Below are 15,089 nucleotides of genomic sequence, written 5' to 3'. Positions count from 1 at the left end.
GGTGGATCCGGAGGTGGAGAGTGATGTTGACACAGCTCTTAACTCTACGGGGCGTGGCACACTGCACCGATGCGACGCCTGTTCCCTGTGACCGATCAGACATCGGCCGACCCGTCATCAGCCCCCGCGGACCTCAGTGACCGCGCGTGGTCGCTGGACGAGCTGGCGGAGGCGTACGCGTACCCGGCGCTCGGCCCGGAGGGCCACTGGCTTCGGGCCAACATGGTCTCCACCCTGGACGGCGCGGCCCAGCACGACGGGCGCTCGCAGCCGATCTCCAGCGAGACCGACATGCGGATCTTCGGCACCCTGCGGGCCCTGGCCGATGTGGTGGTCGTCGGCGCCGAAACGGTTCGCCAGGAGGGGTACCGCCCGGCCCGGGCCCGGGAGGCCTTCGCGGCCCGGCGCGCGGCCGCCGGGCAGGGCCCCGCGCCCGCCATCGCGGTGATCACGGCCAGTGTGGACCTGGACTTCTCCCTGCCGCTGTTCACCTCCCCCCTGGTGCCGACGCTCGTGGTGACCGGCGCGGCCGCACCCGCCGAACGGGTGGCGGCGGCCGCCGCGGCCGGGGCCGAGGTCATCCTGGCGGGCGACGGAGCGGCCGTGGATCCGGCCCGGATCGTGACGGAGCTCGCGGACCGGGGACTGCGCCGCCAGCTCACCGAGGGCGGGCCGAGGCTGCTGGGGCAGTTCGTGGCGGCCGACGCGCTGGACGAGCTGTGTCTGACGATCTCGCCGATGCTGGCCGCGGGAGGGGCCCAGCGCATCTCCGGAGGGCCCCCGGTGGCGGTGCCGCACCGGCTGGCGCCCGCCTCCGTACTGGAGGAGGCCGGGTTCCTCTACACGAGCTACCGTCGGATCTGACAAGGGGCGGAATTTGTTGTTCCGCTTAGCTTCCGGTGGGCACATACCTGGGCAGATATGTCCACGCAGGGCCCCGTGTGAGAGCGGGGCAGGATGGTTTCCGCAGGGGCCGGCCGACCGGCCCCGGCCCATGAAGGAGAGGGCGTCCGTGTTCACGAGCGTTTTGATGATCGAGCAGCCGCTGACCAGCGTCGACGTGGACTTCGTCACCAGCCTGCACGGGGACGACCCGGTCTCCTTCCTCGTCCTCATGCAGCCCCGGGGCGACCAGGACCGGCTGCTGCGCGCCATCGACGACGTGGCACTCGGCGAGCTCCCCGAGGCGCTCCACGAGGCGGACGTACCCGAGGGCCAGGCCGCCCGCGGCCCGGCCGACCAGGCCCTCGCCCACTCCCTGGAGGCCCTGCGCAAGAAGGGCGCCAAGGCCAGCGGGCAGATCATCGAGGACCACCCGCTCGACAAACTCAAGGCCGTCGTGGAGGAGTCGAACGCCGACGAGGTGATCGTCCTGACCGCCCCGCACTTCGTCGAGGAGTTCTTCCACCGCGACTGGGCCTCCCGCGCGCGCCACAAGGTCGGGGTTCCGGTGCTCAAGCTCTTCGCCCACAACGAATAGGCTGGCGTCCGACACACGCGCCGGGGCGACGGCGGGACGACGGTCCGCACCGCCCGGACCCCCGACGCGACCGACCCGTACCGCTCCGTACCGACCCGCACCCTGGGGAGATCCCGTATGACGCCGCCCGGCCTGCCGAACGCCATGGAACGCCCGCACTTCATCGGCATCGGCGGCGCCGGCATGTCCGGCATCGCGAAGATCCTCGCCCAGCGCGGCGCGCAGGTCGCCGGCAGCGACGCCAAGGACTCCGAGACCGCCCAGGCGCTGCGCGCCCACGGCGCCACGGTCCACATCGGGCACGCGGCCGAGCACCTCGCCCCCGACGCCACCTGCGTCGTCGTCTCCAGTGCCATCCGCGCCGACAACCCGGAGCTGGCGCGCGCCGCCGAGCTCGGCGTCCCCGTCGTGCACCGCTCCGACGCCCTGGCCGGCCTGATGGACGGCCTGCGGCCGATCGCGGTCGCCGGTACGCACGGCAAGACCACCACCACCTCGATGCTGGCGGTGTCCCTGTCGGCCCTGGGTCTGGACCCCTCGTACGCCATCGGCGGGGACCTGGACGCCCCCGGCTCCAACGCCCACCACGGCGAGGGCGACATCTTCGTGGCCGAGGCGGACGAGAGCGACCGCAGCTTCCACAAGTACACCCCGCAGGTCGCGATCATCCTCAACGCGGAGCTCGACCACCACGCGAACTACGCGTCGATGGACGAGATCTACGAGTCCTTCGAGACCTTCGTCGGCAAGATCGTGCCCGGTGGCACCCTGGTCGTCGCCCACGGCCAGGAGGGCGCCGCCGAGATCGCCGCCCGGGTCCGCGGCGCGGAGGGCCTCAACGTCGTCACGTACGGCGAGGAGGAGGGCGCCGACGTCCGGATCACGAAGATCACCCCGCGCGGTCTGACCAGCGAGGTCACCGTGCTCATCGACGGCCGGATGCTCACCTTCACCGTCTCCGTGCCCGGCCGCCACTACGCGCACAACGCCGTCGCCGCGCTCGCCGCCGGCGTCGCCCTCGGCATCCCGGTGCACAACCTGGCCTCCGCCCTCGGCAAGTACACGGGCGTCAAGCGCCGCCTCCAGCTCAAGGGCGAGGCCTCGGGCGTGCAGGTCATCGACTCCTACGCGCACCACCCGACCGAGATGACCGCCGACCTGGAGGCCATCCGCGGCGCCGCCGGGGACTCCCGCATCCTGGTCGTCTTCCAGCCGCACCTCTTCTCCCGCACCCAGGAGCTGGGCAAGGAGATGGGCCAGGCCCTCGCCCTCGCCGACTCCGCCGTGGTCCTCGACATCTACCCGGCCCGCGAGGACCCGATCCCCGGCATCACCAGCGAGATCATCATCGCGGCCGCCCGCAGCGCCGGCGCCGACGTCACCGCCGAGCACGACAAGGCCGAGGTCGCCGACGTCATCGCGGGAATGGCGAAGCCCGGTGATCTCGTTCTCACCATGGGCGCGGGCGACGTCACGGACCTGGGTCCGGCGATCCTCGCCCGCCTGACGGACTGAGAACGAGGGAGCGGGAGAGTCATGTCGTACGAGGTCGAGAAGACGGACGAGCAGTGGCAGGCGGAGCTGACGCCGTCCGAGTACCAGGTGCTGCGCCTGGCCGGCACCGAGCCGGCGTTCCGCGGTGAGTACACCGACACCAAGACGGCGGGCGTCTACTCCTGTCGCGCCTGCGGCTCCGAGCTCTTCCGCTCCACCGAGAAGTTCGAGTCGCACTGCGGCTGGCCGTCCTTCTACGACCCGAAGGACTCCGACGCCGTCGAGCTGAAGGCGGACGTCTCGCACGGGATGGTCCGCACCGAGGTCCTGTGCGCGAAGTGCGGCTCCCACCTCGGGCACGTGTTCGAGGGCGAGGGCTATCCCACGCCCACCGACCAGCGCTACTGCATCAACTCCATCTCGCTGCGGCTGACCCCCGACGAGGGCTGACGCCGACGGGGACGGGCACCGGCCGGGCTCAGCCCCCGCCCCGCCCGGGGCCCGGTTCACCCCGCGCCGCGGGGCTGGATCAGGCCGAGGTCCGCGAACATCCCGCGGCACCAGGCCAGGGCGGTGTCCAGGTCGCGCCACTGCGGATCGTCGGGCTCCAGGTACGGGAAGACGTACGGCTCGGTGATCCCGTCGGGCAGGTCCGACGGGCGGCACGGCTGCGGGACGCCGTACTGGGCGGCCTTCAACAGGGCGGCGGTCCCGGCGTCCCCGCCGTCCCACACCGCGAACCACAGCCGGCGCAGCATGGCCGGGTGGGCGACGGCGAAGATCAGCCGGCCGACGTCGAGGGGTTCGCCGGACGAGATCACCCGGGCCACCGCGGAGCACGGCCCGGAGTCCCGCCGCACCCGGGTCGTGAAGCCCGACCAGATCTCCACCCCGTGCCCGGCCTCGACGATCGCCGCGCACAGGGCCGCCAGCGCCAGCCCCCGGTTGCGGATCCGTTCGTGGGGCGTGGTGTGGTCGTACACGGACGGGATCAGGAAGGTCACCACCTTCCCCTGCCGCGAGACGCGCCGGGGCACGGAGTCCACCATGCATTCCGGTTCCCCGGCGAGGTAGGCGCCGATGTCCACCTCGCTGCCGGTCACGTCCCACACCGGCTCCAGCGAGACGACGGGCGTCCCGAGACCGGCCCGCTCCCGCAGGGCGCCGACGGTGATCTCCTGCTCCTGGAGCGGGACGTGCCATCCGTCGACCGCCAGCCGGAGCGCCTCCTCCCAGGTCGCCCCGGCCCACTCGGTCCGGCCGTGCCGCCCCGAGCCGTCCGGGATGCTCTCCGGGGCCCGGGCCGCGTCGAGGAACTCCTGCCAGGACAGCATCGGCGCGAGCACGTGCTCCGTCACGGCGCGGGCTCCCGCCCCGCCTCCGGGCCGTCCAGGCCCAGCGCCGTGCGGTGGGCCGCGGACAGACCGCGCGTCACCCGCCACCGCAGCGCCTGGTCCAGGCTCGCACCGGCCTCCAGCAGCTTGGCCCCGTCGATCCCGGCGCGCGGCGACAACGCCAGCGGCAGCCGCTTCTGCGCCGCGACGGCCCGCAGGGTGCGGACCTCCTGGAGGAGCCTGCGCGCGTCGTCCGGCCGGGAGGGGGCGTTCGCCAGCACCAGCCGGTACTCCAGCCGGGTGTCGATGGGCACGTCGATCACCGTGAACCGGTCGAGCGTGGCGGCGTCCAGCGCCTGCCGTCCGACGTACTGGTGGTCGCCGCCGTGTCCGTACGTATTGGCCGTCGCGATCAGCAGGAAGTCCTCGTGGGCGGTCACCATGCCGTCGGCGAAGGCGCAGGTGCGCAGGGCGAGGGCCTGGTTCAGCTCGCCGAGCAGGCCCGGATGGCCGTTGTCGAGTTCGTCGAGGAGCATCACGCCGCCGTGCTCGAACGCCCGGCGGAACGGGGTGCCGTGGTAGTTGCCGTGTGCGTCGAAGTAGCCGAACACCTTGCTCATGGGGGTGGTCGGCCCCAGCGAGAGGGCCTGGAGTTCGAGGCCGAGGGCCTGCGCCGCGTGCGTGGCCATCATCGACTTGCCGGTGCCGGCGGGCCCGACGAGGAGTACGTGGCACCGCGCGTGCAGCGCGAGCAGCAGTTCGGGCAGGACCCGGTGGGTGTCCGCGTCGAGTTCGACGACGGGCCGGGCCGGGAGCGTCACGTGGACGACGGGCGGGGTGAAATCGGCGAGGGCCTTCGCCACTTCCTCGTGCACGGTACGGACGAACTCCGGCCGCGCGTCCAGCACCGCGTCGCGCGAGGCCTGCGCGGCGAGGGCGCGGACCGCGCTCTCGTCCTTGTCGCGGCGGGTGGCGAGCACGGCCTCGACCGCGCGCAGGGCGGCGCGGGCGACGGCCCGCTCCTGGGACTCGCCAGCGGCCTTCTTCGCCGCCTCGGCGGCGAGTAAGCCGGTCTTCTCCGTCACTTCCCTGACGAGGTCGGCCCGTTCGCGTTCGAGGGCGGCGCGGACCGCCCGGGACACCGAGGCCTCCTCCCACCGGACGAAGACGTCGTGGGCGACCTGGTTCGCTATCTTCTCCACTTCGGTTCTCATGGTGGCCCGCAACCCTGTCTCCTCCACAACCGCGGCGGCGTGCGGCACGCGTGGCCCCGCGGGACCGTGCCGCAGGCTCCGGGAGGAGCCGCCCGGGGTGACGCGCGGCGGTCCGGTCGCGGTTCCGTGCCGGACACCGCTAGATGAGGCTGTGGCGGACGGCACGGGCGACGGCGTGGGCCCGGTTGCGGGCCTGGAGGCGGGACATGAGCTCGTAGATCACGTTCTTGATGGTGTGCTCCGAGCAGGACAGGGTGCGGGCGATCACCGCGTTTCCGTGGCCCTCCGCCATCAGCGTGAGCACCGCGGTCTGGCGGGCCGTGAGCCGGGGGGCGTCCGGCGGGGCCGCCGCGGACCGGGCCGCCGCGGGAGCGCTCGCGGAGGCGGCGCCGGAGTCGGCGGCCGCGGCGGTGGCCGCTCCGGCGGAGGTGGCCGCGCCGAGCAGCCGGACCAGGGCCGGGTAGGGCATCCGGCCGTCCCCGGCCTGGCGCAGCAGGCTCAGCCGGTCCGGGGTCGCGGGGATCCGTACGGGCGCGATCTCACGCCTCTCGCGCACCTCATGCATCTCACGCGTCTCATACGTCTCGCGTGTCAGTTCGGCGACGGCGCTCACAGCAGGCCCACCCGCATCGCGTAGGCGACCGCGTGCGCGCGGTTGCGCAGCCGGAACCGCTGGGTGATGTCGTGGACGACGCTCGTCACGGTCCGCGGCGAGTAACACAACTGCTTGGCTATCTCGTTCGTCTCGTGGCCGTCGGCGACCAGCCGCAGCACGCTGCGCTCCCGGTCGCTCAGGCCCGCCGCCGCCCACGGGTCCGCGCCCCCGTCGGAGCCGCCCGCCCGGCCGCCGGCGCCGGAGCGCTCCAGCAGCCGGTCCAGGAGGTCCGGCGGCAGCGTGCAGTCACCGCGGGAGGCGGCCAGTACGGCGCGCGAGAGGCGGGTGACGTCCGCCTCGCGGCGGCGCAGCAGTCCTCGGGCGCCGGCCGCGATGGCGTGCAGGGCGCCGTCGGGCGCCAACTCGCCCGCCACCAGCACCACATCGGGGCGGGCCGGGGTGTCGCGGACGGTGCGCAGGACGTCGAGCTCGGGCCGGCCGACCTGGTCCACGGTCATGACCACGACCCGCGCGGCCTCGCCCGGCACGGTCAGGGACACCTCGGGGCAGGCGAACAGGGTGCTCTTGGTTCCGGCTTCCAGCACGGGGTCGAATGCGACGACGTCTACAGGGACGGGTACTCCCACCAGGTCCTCCGATGATCATCCGCCGGCCGGGGTGCCGGACAGGGCGGAAGGGGCACTGCACACAGGCTGCGGGTCGGGGACCCGGTGCGGCATCGGGCCCCGGCCCCCACATTTGCGCGGGAGCGCCCGCACCGGCCCGGATCCCGCGCGGGCAGGCTTCCGAGCCGCCCGCGACCTGCCGGAACCCGTACGCCGCGGGCCTCCCCGCCGGCCGCCGCACCACCCCGTACGGCGGGCCCGCCGCCCCCATGGGGGCGGTCCCACGGAATATGGGGGATCGGCCCCCATGCGCGCGCCCCCGCACTCTGCGAGTTTTCTCCTGTGACTGACACCGCCACCACCGCCGAAGAATCCCAGGTCGGCGGCCTGGCCCCCTCCTGGTGGGCCCGGGCCCTGAACCTGCGGGAGCGGCTCGCCGCCCCGGGTGCCCCGGTACCCGCACCGGCCGACGCCCCCCACGGCCGACCGGCATCCTGGTCCCTGGGGGACACGGACGGCTTCGCGGCCCGGCTGGCGAGCCTGGGAACCACCGAGGGCGTGGCCTACGCCCTCGCGGCGGAGGCCCCCGGCCGGCTGGCCGCCCGTACGGCCGAGCCGCAGTGGGCCCGCTCCATCGAGCGGATGGTGGCCGGGGCCCCGGTCGAACTCCCCGCCGGGCGTCCTGCCGGGCGTCCCGCCGGGCTCGGCGCGGCGGCCGACGCGGACGGCGCCGCGGTGTTCCTGCCCGCGCTGCGCCCGCTGATCGCTTCCGCCTGGGCCGAGGCGGGCGCACGCCTGGACCTCGACGACGGCGAACTCGCCGCCGTGCGGCAGGCCTTCGAGGAGCGGCTCGGCGACCGGCTGATCCGCCAGTCCGCCCGCACCCTGGTCCGTGAGCTCCACCGGGCCCGTACCGAGGGCCTGTTGGCGGGGGAGACCCCGCGGGAGCGGTTCGCGGACTTCCTCGCCCGGCTCGGCACCCGCCGGGGCCTCGCCGAGCTGTTCACCCGGTACCCGGTGCTGGGGCGGATGCTCGGCCAGGCCTGCGGCCACGCGGCCTCGGCCACGGCGGAGCTGTTCGAGCGCTTCGCCGCCGACCGCGCGGAGATCGTCGCGGGCCTGCTGCACGGAACGGACCCGGGCGCCCTCGTACGGGTGGACCTCGGCCGCGGGGACGTCCACCAGGGCAACCGGTCCGTGGCCCTGCTGCGCTTCGCCGGCGGCGCGACCGTCGTCTACAAGCCCCGGCCGCTCGACCAGCACGTCCTGCTGGACCAGGCGGTCGGCTGGGCCAACGCCAAGGTGGCCGGCCTGGGCCTGCGGACCCCGCGCTCGGTGCGCGGCGAGGGCTACGGCTGGCTGGAGTTCATCGAGCACGGCTGGTGCGCCTCGCCCACCGAACTGGACCGGTTCTACCGGCGCCAGGGCGCGCTGCTGGCCCTGCTCTACGCCGTCGACGGCGTGGACATGCACTACGAGAACGTCATCGCCTGCGGCGACCAGCCGGTGCTGGTGGACGCCGAGACCCTGCTCCACGCCGGCCTGCCGGCGGCCGTGACCTGCGGCTCCGACCCGGCCGCGGACGCCCTGGCCGCCTCGGTGTACCGCACCTGCCTGCTGCCGAGCCTGCTGATCGGCGAGAACGGCGCCATGGACATCTCGGCCCTCGGCGGCGGGGAGGGCGGCTCGTACCCCAGCGACGGACTGCGCTGGGAGGCGGCCGGAACGGACGAAATGCGGCTGCTGCGCGCTCCGGTGGCCACCGAGGCCGGGCAGAACCGGCCGGGCCCGCAGGGCAGGACGGCCGGTCACGCCGACCACCGCGCGGCGTTACTGGAGGGGTTCCGGGCCGGGTACGACGCGATCACCGAGCACCGGGCCGAACTGCTCGGCACCGAAACGGCCGAGGGCGCGGGAGCGGGCGAGGGCGACGGCGGGCTGCTGGCCCGCTGGGCGACCAGCCCGGGGCGACTGATCGCCCGCTCGACCCGCCTCTACACGACCCTGCTGGACGAGTCCACCCACCCCGACCTGCTGCGCGACGCGCTGACCCGGGACACGGTACTCGCCGTGCTCTGGACGGAATCCGAGCACGACCCGGCACGGCAGCGGCTGATCGAGGACGAGATCGCCGACCTGTGGTCCGGGGACGTACCGCTCTTCTTCCACCACCCTTCGGACACCGCGCTGCGGACCTCCCGGGGCACCCGCCTCGACGGGGTGCTGCCGGCCCCGAGCCTGCGGGCCGCCCGCGCCAAGATCGCCGCCATGGGGGAGGTGGACCGCCACGACCAGGAGTGGATCATCTCGGCGACGCTCGCCGTCACCGGCGCCAACCTCATGGTCGGCGGCCCCCGTTCGACCCTGTCCGGGCCCGCCGCGCCGGTCGTCGTACCCGAGCCCTCCCGGCTGCTGGCCGCGGCCTGCGGGATCGCCGACGAGATCGCGGCGCGGGCGGTGCACGGCGAAGAGCGCGTCAACTGGCTCGGCCTGGAGCAGGTGTCCGGTGATCACTGGGCCGTCCTGCCGATGGGCGGCGGGCTCGCCCAGGGCTACTGCGGAGTGGCGCTCTTCCTGGCCCAGCTCGGCGCCCTGACCGGGGCCGAGCGGTACACCGCGCTGGCCCGGCGGGCCGTACGGCCCCTGCCCGCGCTGCTCGCCACGCTCGCCGCCGACCCCGGGCTGGGGGCCGCGGTGGGACCCGGCGCCCTGCACGGGATCGGCGGCATCGTCTACACGGCGGCCCGGTTGGCCCCGCTGCTCGGCGAGGGTGAGGGCCAGGGCAAGGGCCAGGGCTTGGGCGACTGCCTGCCCGACGCGCTCGCCGCCCTGGAGCGCGCCGCCCTGGCCGACACCGGCGAAGGCACCGAAGGGCCGGCCGATCTGGCCGACGGCCTCGCCGGAGCCCTGGCCGCCGCGGTCGCCGCGCAGCGCACGTACGGGTCGGTGGCGCGGGGCGTGGCCCGGCGGCTGGCCGACCGGCTGCTGGTCCGGGCCGAGAAGGGGCTCGCCGGACAGCGCCCCGCGGCCCCCGGCTTCGCCCACGGCGACGCCGGCATCGGCTGGGCCCTGCTGCGCTACGCCGCCGCCCTGGAGGAGGCGGGGGAGCCGGGGGCCGCGTACGCCCGGACCGGCGCCGCCCTGCTGCGCCCGGCACTGGACGAAGCCCTGCTCCGCCCCGAGGACCTCGGCTGGCACACGGGCCTCGCGGGCACCGCGCTGGCCGCCGCCGACGTACTCGGTACCGGCGCACTCGGCTCCGGCGCACTCGGTACCGGCGCACTCGGCTCCGGCGCACTCGGTACCGGCGCACTCGGCTCCGACGCGCTCGGGGCCGCCGGGCGGCCGGTCCCCGCGGCGGAACTCGACCGGTGCGCGGCCCTGTTGGGCGCACCCAGCGCATCGCCCGACCTCAGCCTGCACCGCGGCGCCCTCGGATCCCTGGAACTGCTGGGCGTGCTCGCCGGGCAGGGCCACGACGGGGCCCGGGCCGCCCTCGGCCACCGGGCCGGGGAGATTCTCGGCCGCCTGGAGGACCACGGCCGGCGCTGCGGAACCCCCGACCACGTTCCGTCCCCCGGTTTCCTCACGGGGCTCTCCGGCATCGGATACGCCCTGCTCAGGCTGGGCTTCCCGGAGCGCGTCCCGTCCGTCCTGCTCCTCGAACCCGCATAGCGCACCCCGTACTTCGGAACTCCAGCACTTCGGCACGTCAGCACTGAGCACCACTCCCCATCAGGCATCGAGAAAGGTACTCACGACCATGCAGAAGACCCAGGTCAACGCCCAGTCCGTCGCCGCCGACGAGGCCGCCGCCACGGCCGCCGCCGAGGCGCGGACCGAGGACCCGGCCGGCGGGATCACCCTGTCGGGACGGAACAAGGCGTGCGCCCGGGCCCGTGCTCTGGCCGGTGTGGTGCTCACCAGCGGCATAGTCATCACCCTGAGCACGATCGACACGAGCGTCTCGGCCCCGAACGTCACCTGGTAGTCGCGTGTCCGATCTTCTCCGGATCTCTCCCGGATCTTCACCCCGCCCCTGTTCGAAACGGCCAACTTTCGTCGCACAATCGGCCGATCCCATGAACTAGATTGCGGACATGCGTTCCCGTTCGCGGTACATCGTCGGTCGTGACCCGCAACTGCGCGAGATCAAGCAGGCACTGAGCGACGCGGGCGAAGGCCGCGGCGGGGTCGTCTTCCTGGTCGGCGAGGCCGGGATCGGGAAATCCAGGCTCGCCGCCGAAGCCGTGGGCATGGCCTTCGGCATGGGCATGCGGGCCCTGCGCGGCCGGAGCAGCACCACCGGCCCCACCGTCCCTTTCCGGCCACTCACCGAAGCGCTGATGTCGCTCTTCCGCAGCGGCGAACCCCTGGACGACCTGCCGCTGGGCCCCTACCGGCCCGCGCTCGGCAGGATCATCCCGGACTGGAGCAGCGAGGCCCAGAACAACAGCTCCATGGTCATCCTCGGCGAGGCCGTCCTGCGGCTCCTCATCGCCACCGGCAAGGAACACGGCCAGCTCCTGCTCCTGGAGGACCTGCACGACGCCGACCCCGAGACGCTCGCGGTCGTCGAATACCTCGTGGACAACCTGGAGTACACCAACGTGGTGCTCCTGGCCACCATCCGTACGGAGCCCTGCGACGCGCTCGACATGGCCGACTCGGCCCGCCGGCGCGGCGTGGGGACCGTACTGGAACTCGCCCCGCTCACCCGGCCCGAGGTCGGCGCCGTCATCGCCGCCCAGCTGGACACCGAACCCGAACTCGTCCCGCAGGCGGCCCTGGACCGGCTCTGGGACGACAGCGCCGGCAGCCCCTTCCTCGTCGAGGAACTGCTCCAGGGCATGATCGGCAGCGGCGCCCTCGTCCGCTTCGAGGACGGCTGGCGGGTCGTCGGCGACCTGCGCAGCGACGTCTCCACCGCCCTCGCCCGGGGCATCCTGCGCCGCATCGACCGGCTCGGCCCGCAGGGGCTGACCCTGCTCTCCGCGGCCGCCGTGATCGGCCGCCGCTTCCCGCTGACCGTGCTCCAGCGGATGACGGGCATCGACGACCGCGGGCTGCTCAGCCACCTGCACGCCGGCGTCGCGGCCCAGCTCGTGGTCCCCGACGAACCCGCCCCCGACTGGTACGCGTTCCGCCACTCGCTCACCGCCGAAGCCCTGCACACCCAGCTCACCCCGGGCAACCGGGCGCAGATGTCGGGCCGCGCCGCCGACGCGGTACAGGCGCTCTACCCCGACCTCGAAGGCGACTGGTGCCCCCTGGTCGCGGAGCTGCGCTCCCAGGCCGGCGACGACGCGGAGGCCGGGCGCCTGTTCACCGACGCCGGGCGGCGTGCCCTCGCGGCCGGGGGGATCAGCTCCGCGATCACCCTGCTCAGCCGCGCCGAACGGCTGCTCGCCGCCAGCCAGGACCCGGCCGGTCGCACCGACGCCCTGGAGGCCCTGCTCCCCGCGCTCGCCGAAGCGGGGGACTTCGCCCGCGCCTTCGGCTTCGCGGAGAACCTGCACACCCTCGGCGGCAGCGGCCTGAGCGCCACCCGGCTCGCCGCGCTGCACACCCGCCTCGCCAAGGTGGCGCACACCGCGGGCCGCTGGGAGGACGGCAACAGACAGATAACCCAGGCCAGATCCCTCCTGGGCGCCCATCCCGACGAGCGGTGCACCGCCTCGATCGACGTGACCGCCGCCTACCTCGCGCTCGACACCCCGGGCCAGGACCGCACCCAACTGGCCGAGAAACTCGGCAACTCGGCCCTCCAGGCCGCCCAGCGGCACGGCCTGGCCACCGTCGCCTGCCAGGCCCTGGAACTCCTCGCCACCCTCGCCCGCGAACGGGACTTCGACGAGGCCACCGCCCTGCTGGAATCGGCCCTGCAGACCGCCGAGAAGCACCGGCTCCCGCTCCAGCGCATGTACGCGCTGACCCGGATCGGCGGCAACTACTGGCTCACCGAGGGCGCCACCGCCCCCCTGCTGGCCGCCCGGAGCGAAGCCCAGCGGCTCGGCTCGGCCAACATCGTCCACACCATCGACGGCATCCTGATCCTGGACGCCGTCCTGCGGGGCGAGTTCACCGCCGCGCAGCAGTCCGCCGACGAGTGCCTGGCCGTCGTACAGCGCCTGCGGCTGGCCCCGGCCACCCGGTACGTCCTGATGGCACGGGCCGCGCTGGCCGCCCACCGGGGCGACCGGCCCGCGATGGAGGGCGCCCTCACGACCTTCGCCGAGTGGGACGGGGCCGGCTCCCAGGAGGAACCGCTGACCCTCGGCCTCGCCCGGGCCTTCTGCGCGCTCATGGAGGAGGACCGGCCGGGCGCCGTCGCCGAGCTGCGGGCCGTCGCCGACCTGGAGGACGCCAACCCCAGTACGTACTACCTCAGCGGCCGGTACGGCATCGGACTGCTCCTGGACGTGCTGTCGGGGGAGGCCGACCGCGCCGCGTACGAGGAGATCGCCGCCACCGCACCCGGCCGGATGCGCTGGAACCGGCAGTTCGTCCTGTTCGCCGGCGCCGTCCTGCTGGGCCGTGAACGCCGCCCCGAGGAGGCCGTGGCCGCCGTGGCCGAGGCCCTGCGCGTCGCCGCCCCGTACGCCACCGCCCTCCACCTGGGCCTGCGGCTGATCGCCGACGCGGCGTACGAGGACGGCTGGGGCGAGCCCGTGGCCTGGCTGCGCCAGGCCGAGGAGCACTTCCACCAGGGCGGTGTGGCCACCGTCGCCAACGCCTGCCGCGCGGCCCTGCGCCGGATGGGCGCCCCGGGCCGGCAGCGCCGTACGGGGTCGAGCACGATCCCGGACGTCCTGCGCACGCAGGGCGTCACGGTCCGCGAGTACGAGGTCTTCCGGCTCCTCGCGGAACGGCTGGGCAACAAGGACATCGCCGACCGCCTCTACATCTCGCCGCGTACGGTCGAGAAGCACATCGCGGCCCTCGGCACCAAGACGGGCCGCACCAACCGGGCCGCGCTCTGCGAACTCTCGGCGTCCCTGGAGGCATCGGTGCCGTAGGGCATGTCCGGTCACCGCATCGCGCGGACCGTGCGCGAGCTCAGGATGCCGATCGCCGTCACCGCCAGGACCGCCGCCGAGACGGCGAACATCGGGGCCGTGCCCGACTGGGCCAGGGCTCCGCAGACGATCAGCGAGAGCGGGGCGACCGCGTAGCCGATCACCATGTCCACCGAGATCACCCGGCTCAGCACCGAGCCGTCGATCGTGCGCTGGATCCAGCTGAGGCCGAAGACCCCCTGGAAGCCCATCCCGAATCCCATCGCCAGCACCGTCGCGAGAGCCCCCGCGGTGTTGCCGGCGAGGCCGAGCAGGCCCGTGCCGATCGCGAGCCAGCCCGCCAGCGCGGCGATCAGCAGGCCGATCCGGGGGCGGCTGCTCACGGCCCCGCCGACCAGGGTGCCGAGCATCGCCCCGCCCGCCAGCGCGCCGTTGAGCAGGCCCAGGGTGGCCGAGCCGCCGTGCAGGTCGACCTTGGCCAGGGTGGCGAAGCCGACCGTGAACGGCCCCGCCTGGCAGAAGGTCACCGCCGCGTCGACGGCCAGGATCGTACGGATCCGCGGGTCCTCGAAGGCGTACCGCAGCCCGGCGCGGATCCGGGTGCCCAGCGAGACCTCCGCCTTCGGCGGACCCGCGCTCCCGGCCGCTCCGGCCGCCGCTCGTCCGTCCGCCGCCGGGCCTTCCCCCTCGGCGGCGGGGCGGGGCAGCGGGCGGATCCCCGCGACGCACAGGCCGCAGAGCGCGAAGCACACCCCGTCGACGAGGAAGGCGATGGGGGCGTTGGAGAAGGCCACCACCATGCCGCCGACGGCCGGGCCGAGCACGGCCGCCACCTTGGTGCCGACGGCCAGCAGGGCGTTGGCCGGGGCGAGCTGCTCCTTGTCCACCACCGACGGCAGGATCGACGCCCGGGCCGGCTGGAAGAACGCGTCGACCGCGCCGAAGGCCGCGGCGGCGCAGCACAGCATCCACAGCGTCAGGGATCCGGCCAGACCGGCCAGGCCCACGGCCGCCATCAGGGCGGCCCGGGCCCAGCTGGAGAGCTTCATCAGGGTCCGCGAGGACCACGTGTCACTGAGGGAGCCGCCGACCAGGGTCAGCAGGGCCCGCGGCACCGCCTGGAAGGCGAGGACGTAGCCGAGGGCCAGGGTGGACTGGGTGAGGCCGAGCGTGATCCAGGAGAAGGCGATGTAGCTGAACCCGTCGCCGAGCAGGGACAGGGACTGCCCGAGCCAGAGCAGCCGGAACGACGGCAGCCGGGCGGGGGCGCTCAGCCGCTGCCGCGCGTCCACCAGGGTGGAGGCCATGGACGAACCCTTCGTTGGGC

12 protein-coding genes are annotated in these 15,089 nt (G+C 74.3%); 7 read left to right on the top strand and 5 right to left on the bottom strand.

The features are described from left to right. Positions 1-69 precede the first annotated feature (69 nt). From ADK52_RS17130 to msrB, 4 genes are all read left to right on the top strand, one after another. Positions 70-864 (top strand): pyrimidine reductase family protein, encoded by a 795-nt coding sequence (locus ADK52_RS17130; RefSeq protein ID WP_053690679.1) that lies wholly within the window; start codon positions 70-72, stop codon positions 862-864. Between the two features lie 130 nt (positions 865-994). Continuing rightward, positions 995-1,480: an indole-3-glycerol phosphate synthase gene (locus ADK52_RS17125; protein ID WP_078988388.1), complete on the top strand. Its 486-nt coding sequence runs from the start codon at positions 995-997 to the stop codon at positions 1,478-1,480. Positions 1,481-1,597: 117 nt separating this feature from the next. Further along, a complete protein-coding gene (murC, locus tag ADK52_RS17120; protein ID WP_053690677.1) occupies positions 1,598-2,995 on the top strand; it encodes a UDP-N-acetylmuramate--L-alanine ligase in 1,398 nt (465 codons plus the stop codon). A gap of 21 nt (positions 2,996-3,016) precedes the next feature. After that, positions 3,017-3,424, top strand: a complete 408-nt coding sequence (gene msrB / locus ADK52_RS17115; RefSeq protein ID WP_053690676.1) for a peptide-methionine (R)-S-oxide reductase MsrB — start codon at positions 3,017-3,019, stop codon at positions 3,422-3,424. A 56-nt stretch (positions 3,425-3,480) separates the two neighbouring features. On the opposite strand, the gene ADK52_RS17110 is transcribed toward msrB, so the two are convergent. The 4 genes from ADK52_RS17110 to ADK52_RS17095 form a co-directional block, all read right to left on the bottom strand. Next, positions 3,481-4,332 carry a DUF7192 family protein gene (locus tag ADK52_RS17110; RefSeq protein WP_234343907.1) on the bottom strand — a complete coding sequence of 284 codons (852 nt, stop codon included), beginning with the start codon at positions 4,330-4,332 and terminating at the stop codon, positions 3,481-3,483. Further along, the gene (locus ADK52_RS17105; protein ID WP_107090088.1) at positions 4,329-5,522 is read right to left on the bottom strand and encodes an AAA family ATPase; all 1,194 of its coding nucleotides are present in this window, start codon (positions 5,520-5,522) and stop codon (positions 4,329-4,331) included. The genes ADK52_RS17110 and ADK52_RS17105 overlap by 4 nt, the downstream gene beginning before the upstream one ends. Positions 5,523-5,661: 139 nt before the next feature. After that, positions 5,662-6,078 carry a helix-turn-helix transcriptional regulator gene (locus ADK52_RS44490; RefSeq protein ID WP_267887265.1) on the bottom strand — a complete coding sequence of 139 codons (417 nt, stop codon included), beginning with the start codon at positions 6,076-6,078 and terminating at the stop codon, positions 5,662-5,664. Between the two features lie 53 nt (positions 6,079-6,131). Then, positions 6,132-6,764: a helix-turn-helix transcriptional regulator gene (locus tag ADK52_RS17095; protein ID WP_053690675.1), complete on the bottom strand. Its 633-nt coding sequence runs from the start codon at positions 6,762-6,764 to the stop codon at positions 6,132-6,134. Between the two features lie 321 nt (positions 6,765-7,085). Here ADK52_RS17095 and ADK52_RS17090 point away from each other — a divergent pair, with 321 nt between their 5' ends. From ADK52_RS17090 to ADK52_RS17080, 3 genes are all read left to right on the top strand, one after another. Beyond that, a complete protein-coding gene (locus ADK52_RS17090) occupies positions 7,086-10,418 on the top strand; it encodes a type 2 lanthipeptide synthetase LanM family protein (protein WP_053690674.1) in 3,333 nt (1,110 codons plus the stop codon). An 88-nt stretch (positions 10,419-10,506) separates the two neighbouring features. After that, positions 10,507-10,734, top strand: a complete 228-nt coding sequence (locus ADK52_RS17085; RefSeq protein WP_053690673.1) for a hypothetical protein — start codon at positions 10,507-10,509, stop codon at positions 10,732-10,734. 109 nt (positions 10,735-10,843) lie between these two features. Then, the gene (locus ADK52_RS17080; protein WP_063783864.1) at positions 10,844-13,762 is read left to right on the top strand and encodes a helix-turn-helix transcriptional regulator; all 2,919 of its coding nucleotides are present in this window, start codon (positions 10,844-10,846) and stop codon (positions 13,760-13,762) included. Between the two features lie 11 nt (positions 13,763-13,773). Here the strand turns inward: ADK52_RS17080 and ADK52_RS17075 are convergent, their stop codons facing one another. Next, entirely contained in the window at positions 13,774-15,069 is a 1,296-nt protein-coding gene (locus ADK52_RS17075) for an MFS transporter (protein ID WP_053690672.1), read from the bottom strand. Positions 15,070-15,089 lie beyond the last annotated feature (20 nt).

The organism is Streptomyces sp. WM6372, from assembly GCF_001279655.1.
Taxonomy (GTDB): domain Bacteria; phylum Actinomycetota; class Actinomycetes; order Streptomycetales; family Streptomycetaceae; genus Streptomyces.
The sequence above is the reverse complement of the archived record's forward strand: the minus strand, read 5'-3'. Positions and strand labels throughout refer to the sequence as shown.

What these genes read in the sequence shown, in the direction of transcription:
- ADK52_RS17085 (WP_053690673.1), top strand. Translation starts at nt 10,507, where the DNA reads ATGCAGAAGACCCAGGTCAACGCCCAGTCCGTCGCCGCCGACGAGGCC.
- ADK52_RS17080 (WP_063783864.1), top strand. Translation starts at nt 10,844, where the DNA reads ATGCGTTCCCGTTCGCGGTACATCGTCGGTCGTGACCCGCAACTGCGC.
- ADK52_RS17125 (WP_078988388.1), top strand. Translation starts at nt 995, where the DNA reads ATGAAGGAGAGGGCGTCCGTGTTCACGAGCGTTTTGATGATCGAGCAG.
- msrB (WP_053690676.1), top strand. Translation starts at nt 3,017, where the DNA reads ATGTCGTACGAGGTCGAGAAGACGGACGAGCAGTGGCAGGCGGAGCTG.
- ADK52_RS17075 (WP_053690672.1), bottom strand. Translation starts at nt 15,069, where the DNA reads ATGGCCTCCACCCTGGTGGACGCGCGGCAGCGGCTGAGCGCCCCCGCC.
- ADK52_RS17105 (WP_107090088.1), bottom strand. Translation starts at nt 5,522, where the DNA reads ATGAGAACCGAAGTGGAGAAGATAGCGAACCAGGTCGCCCACGACGTC.
- murC (WP_053690677.1), top strand. Translation starts at nt 1,598, where the DNA reads ATGACGCCGCCCGGCCTGCCGAACGCCATGGAACGCCCGCACTTCATC.
- ADK52_RS17130 (WP_053690679.1), top strand. Translation starts at nt 70, where the DNA reads ATGCGACGCCTGTTCCCTGTGACCGATCAGACATCGGCCGACCCGTCA.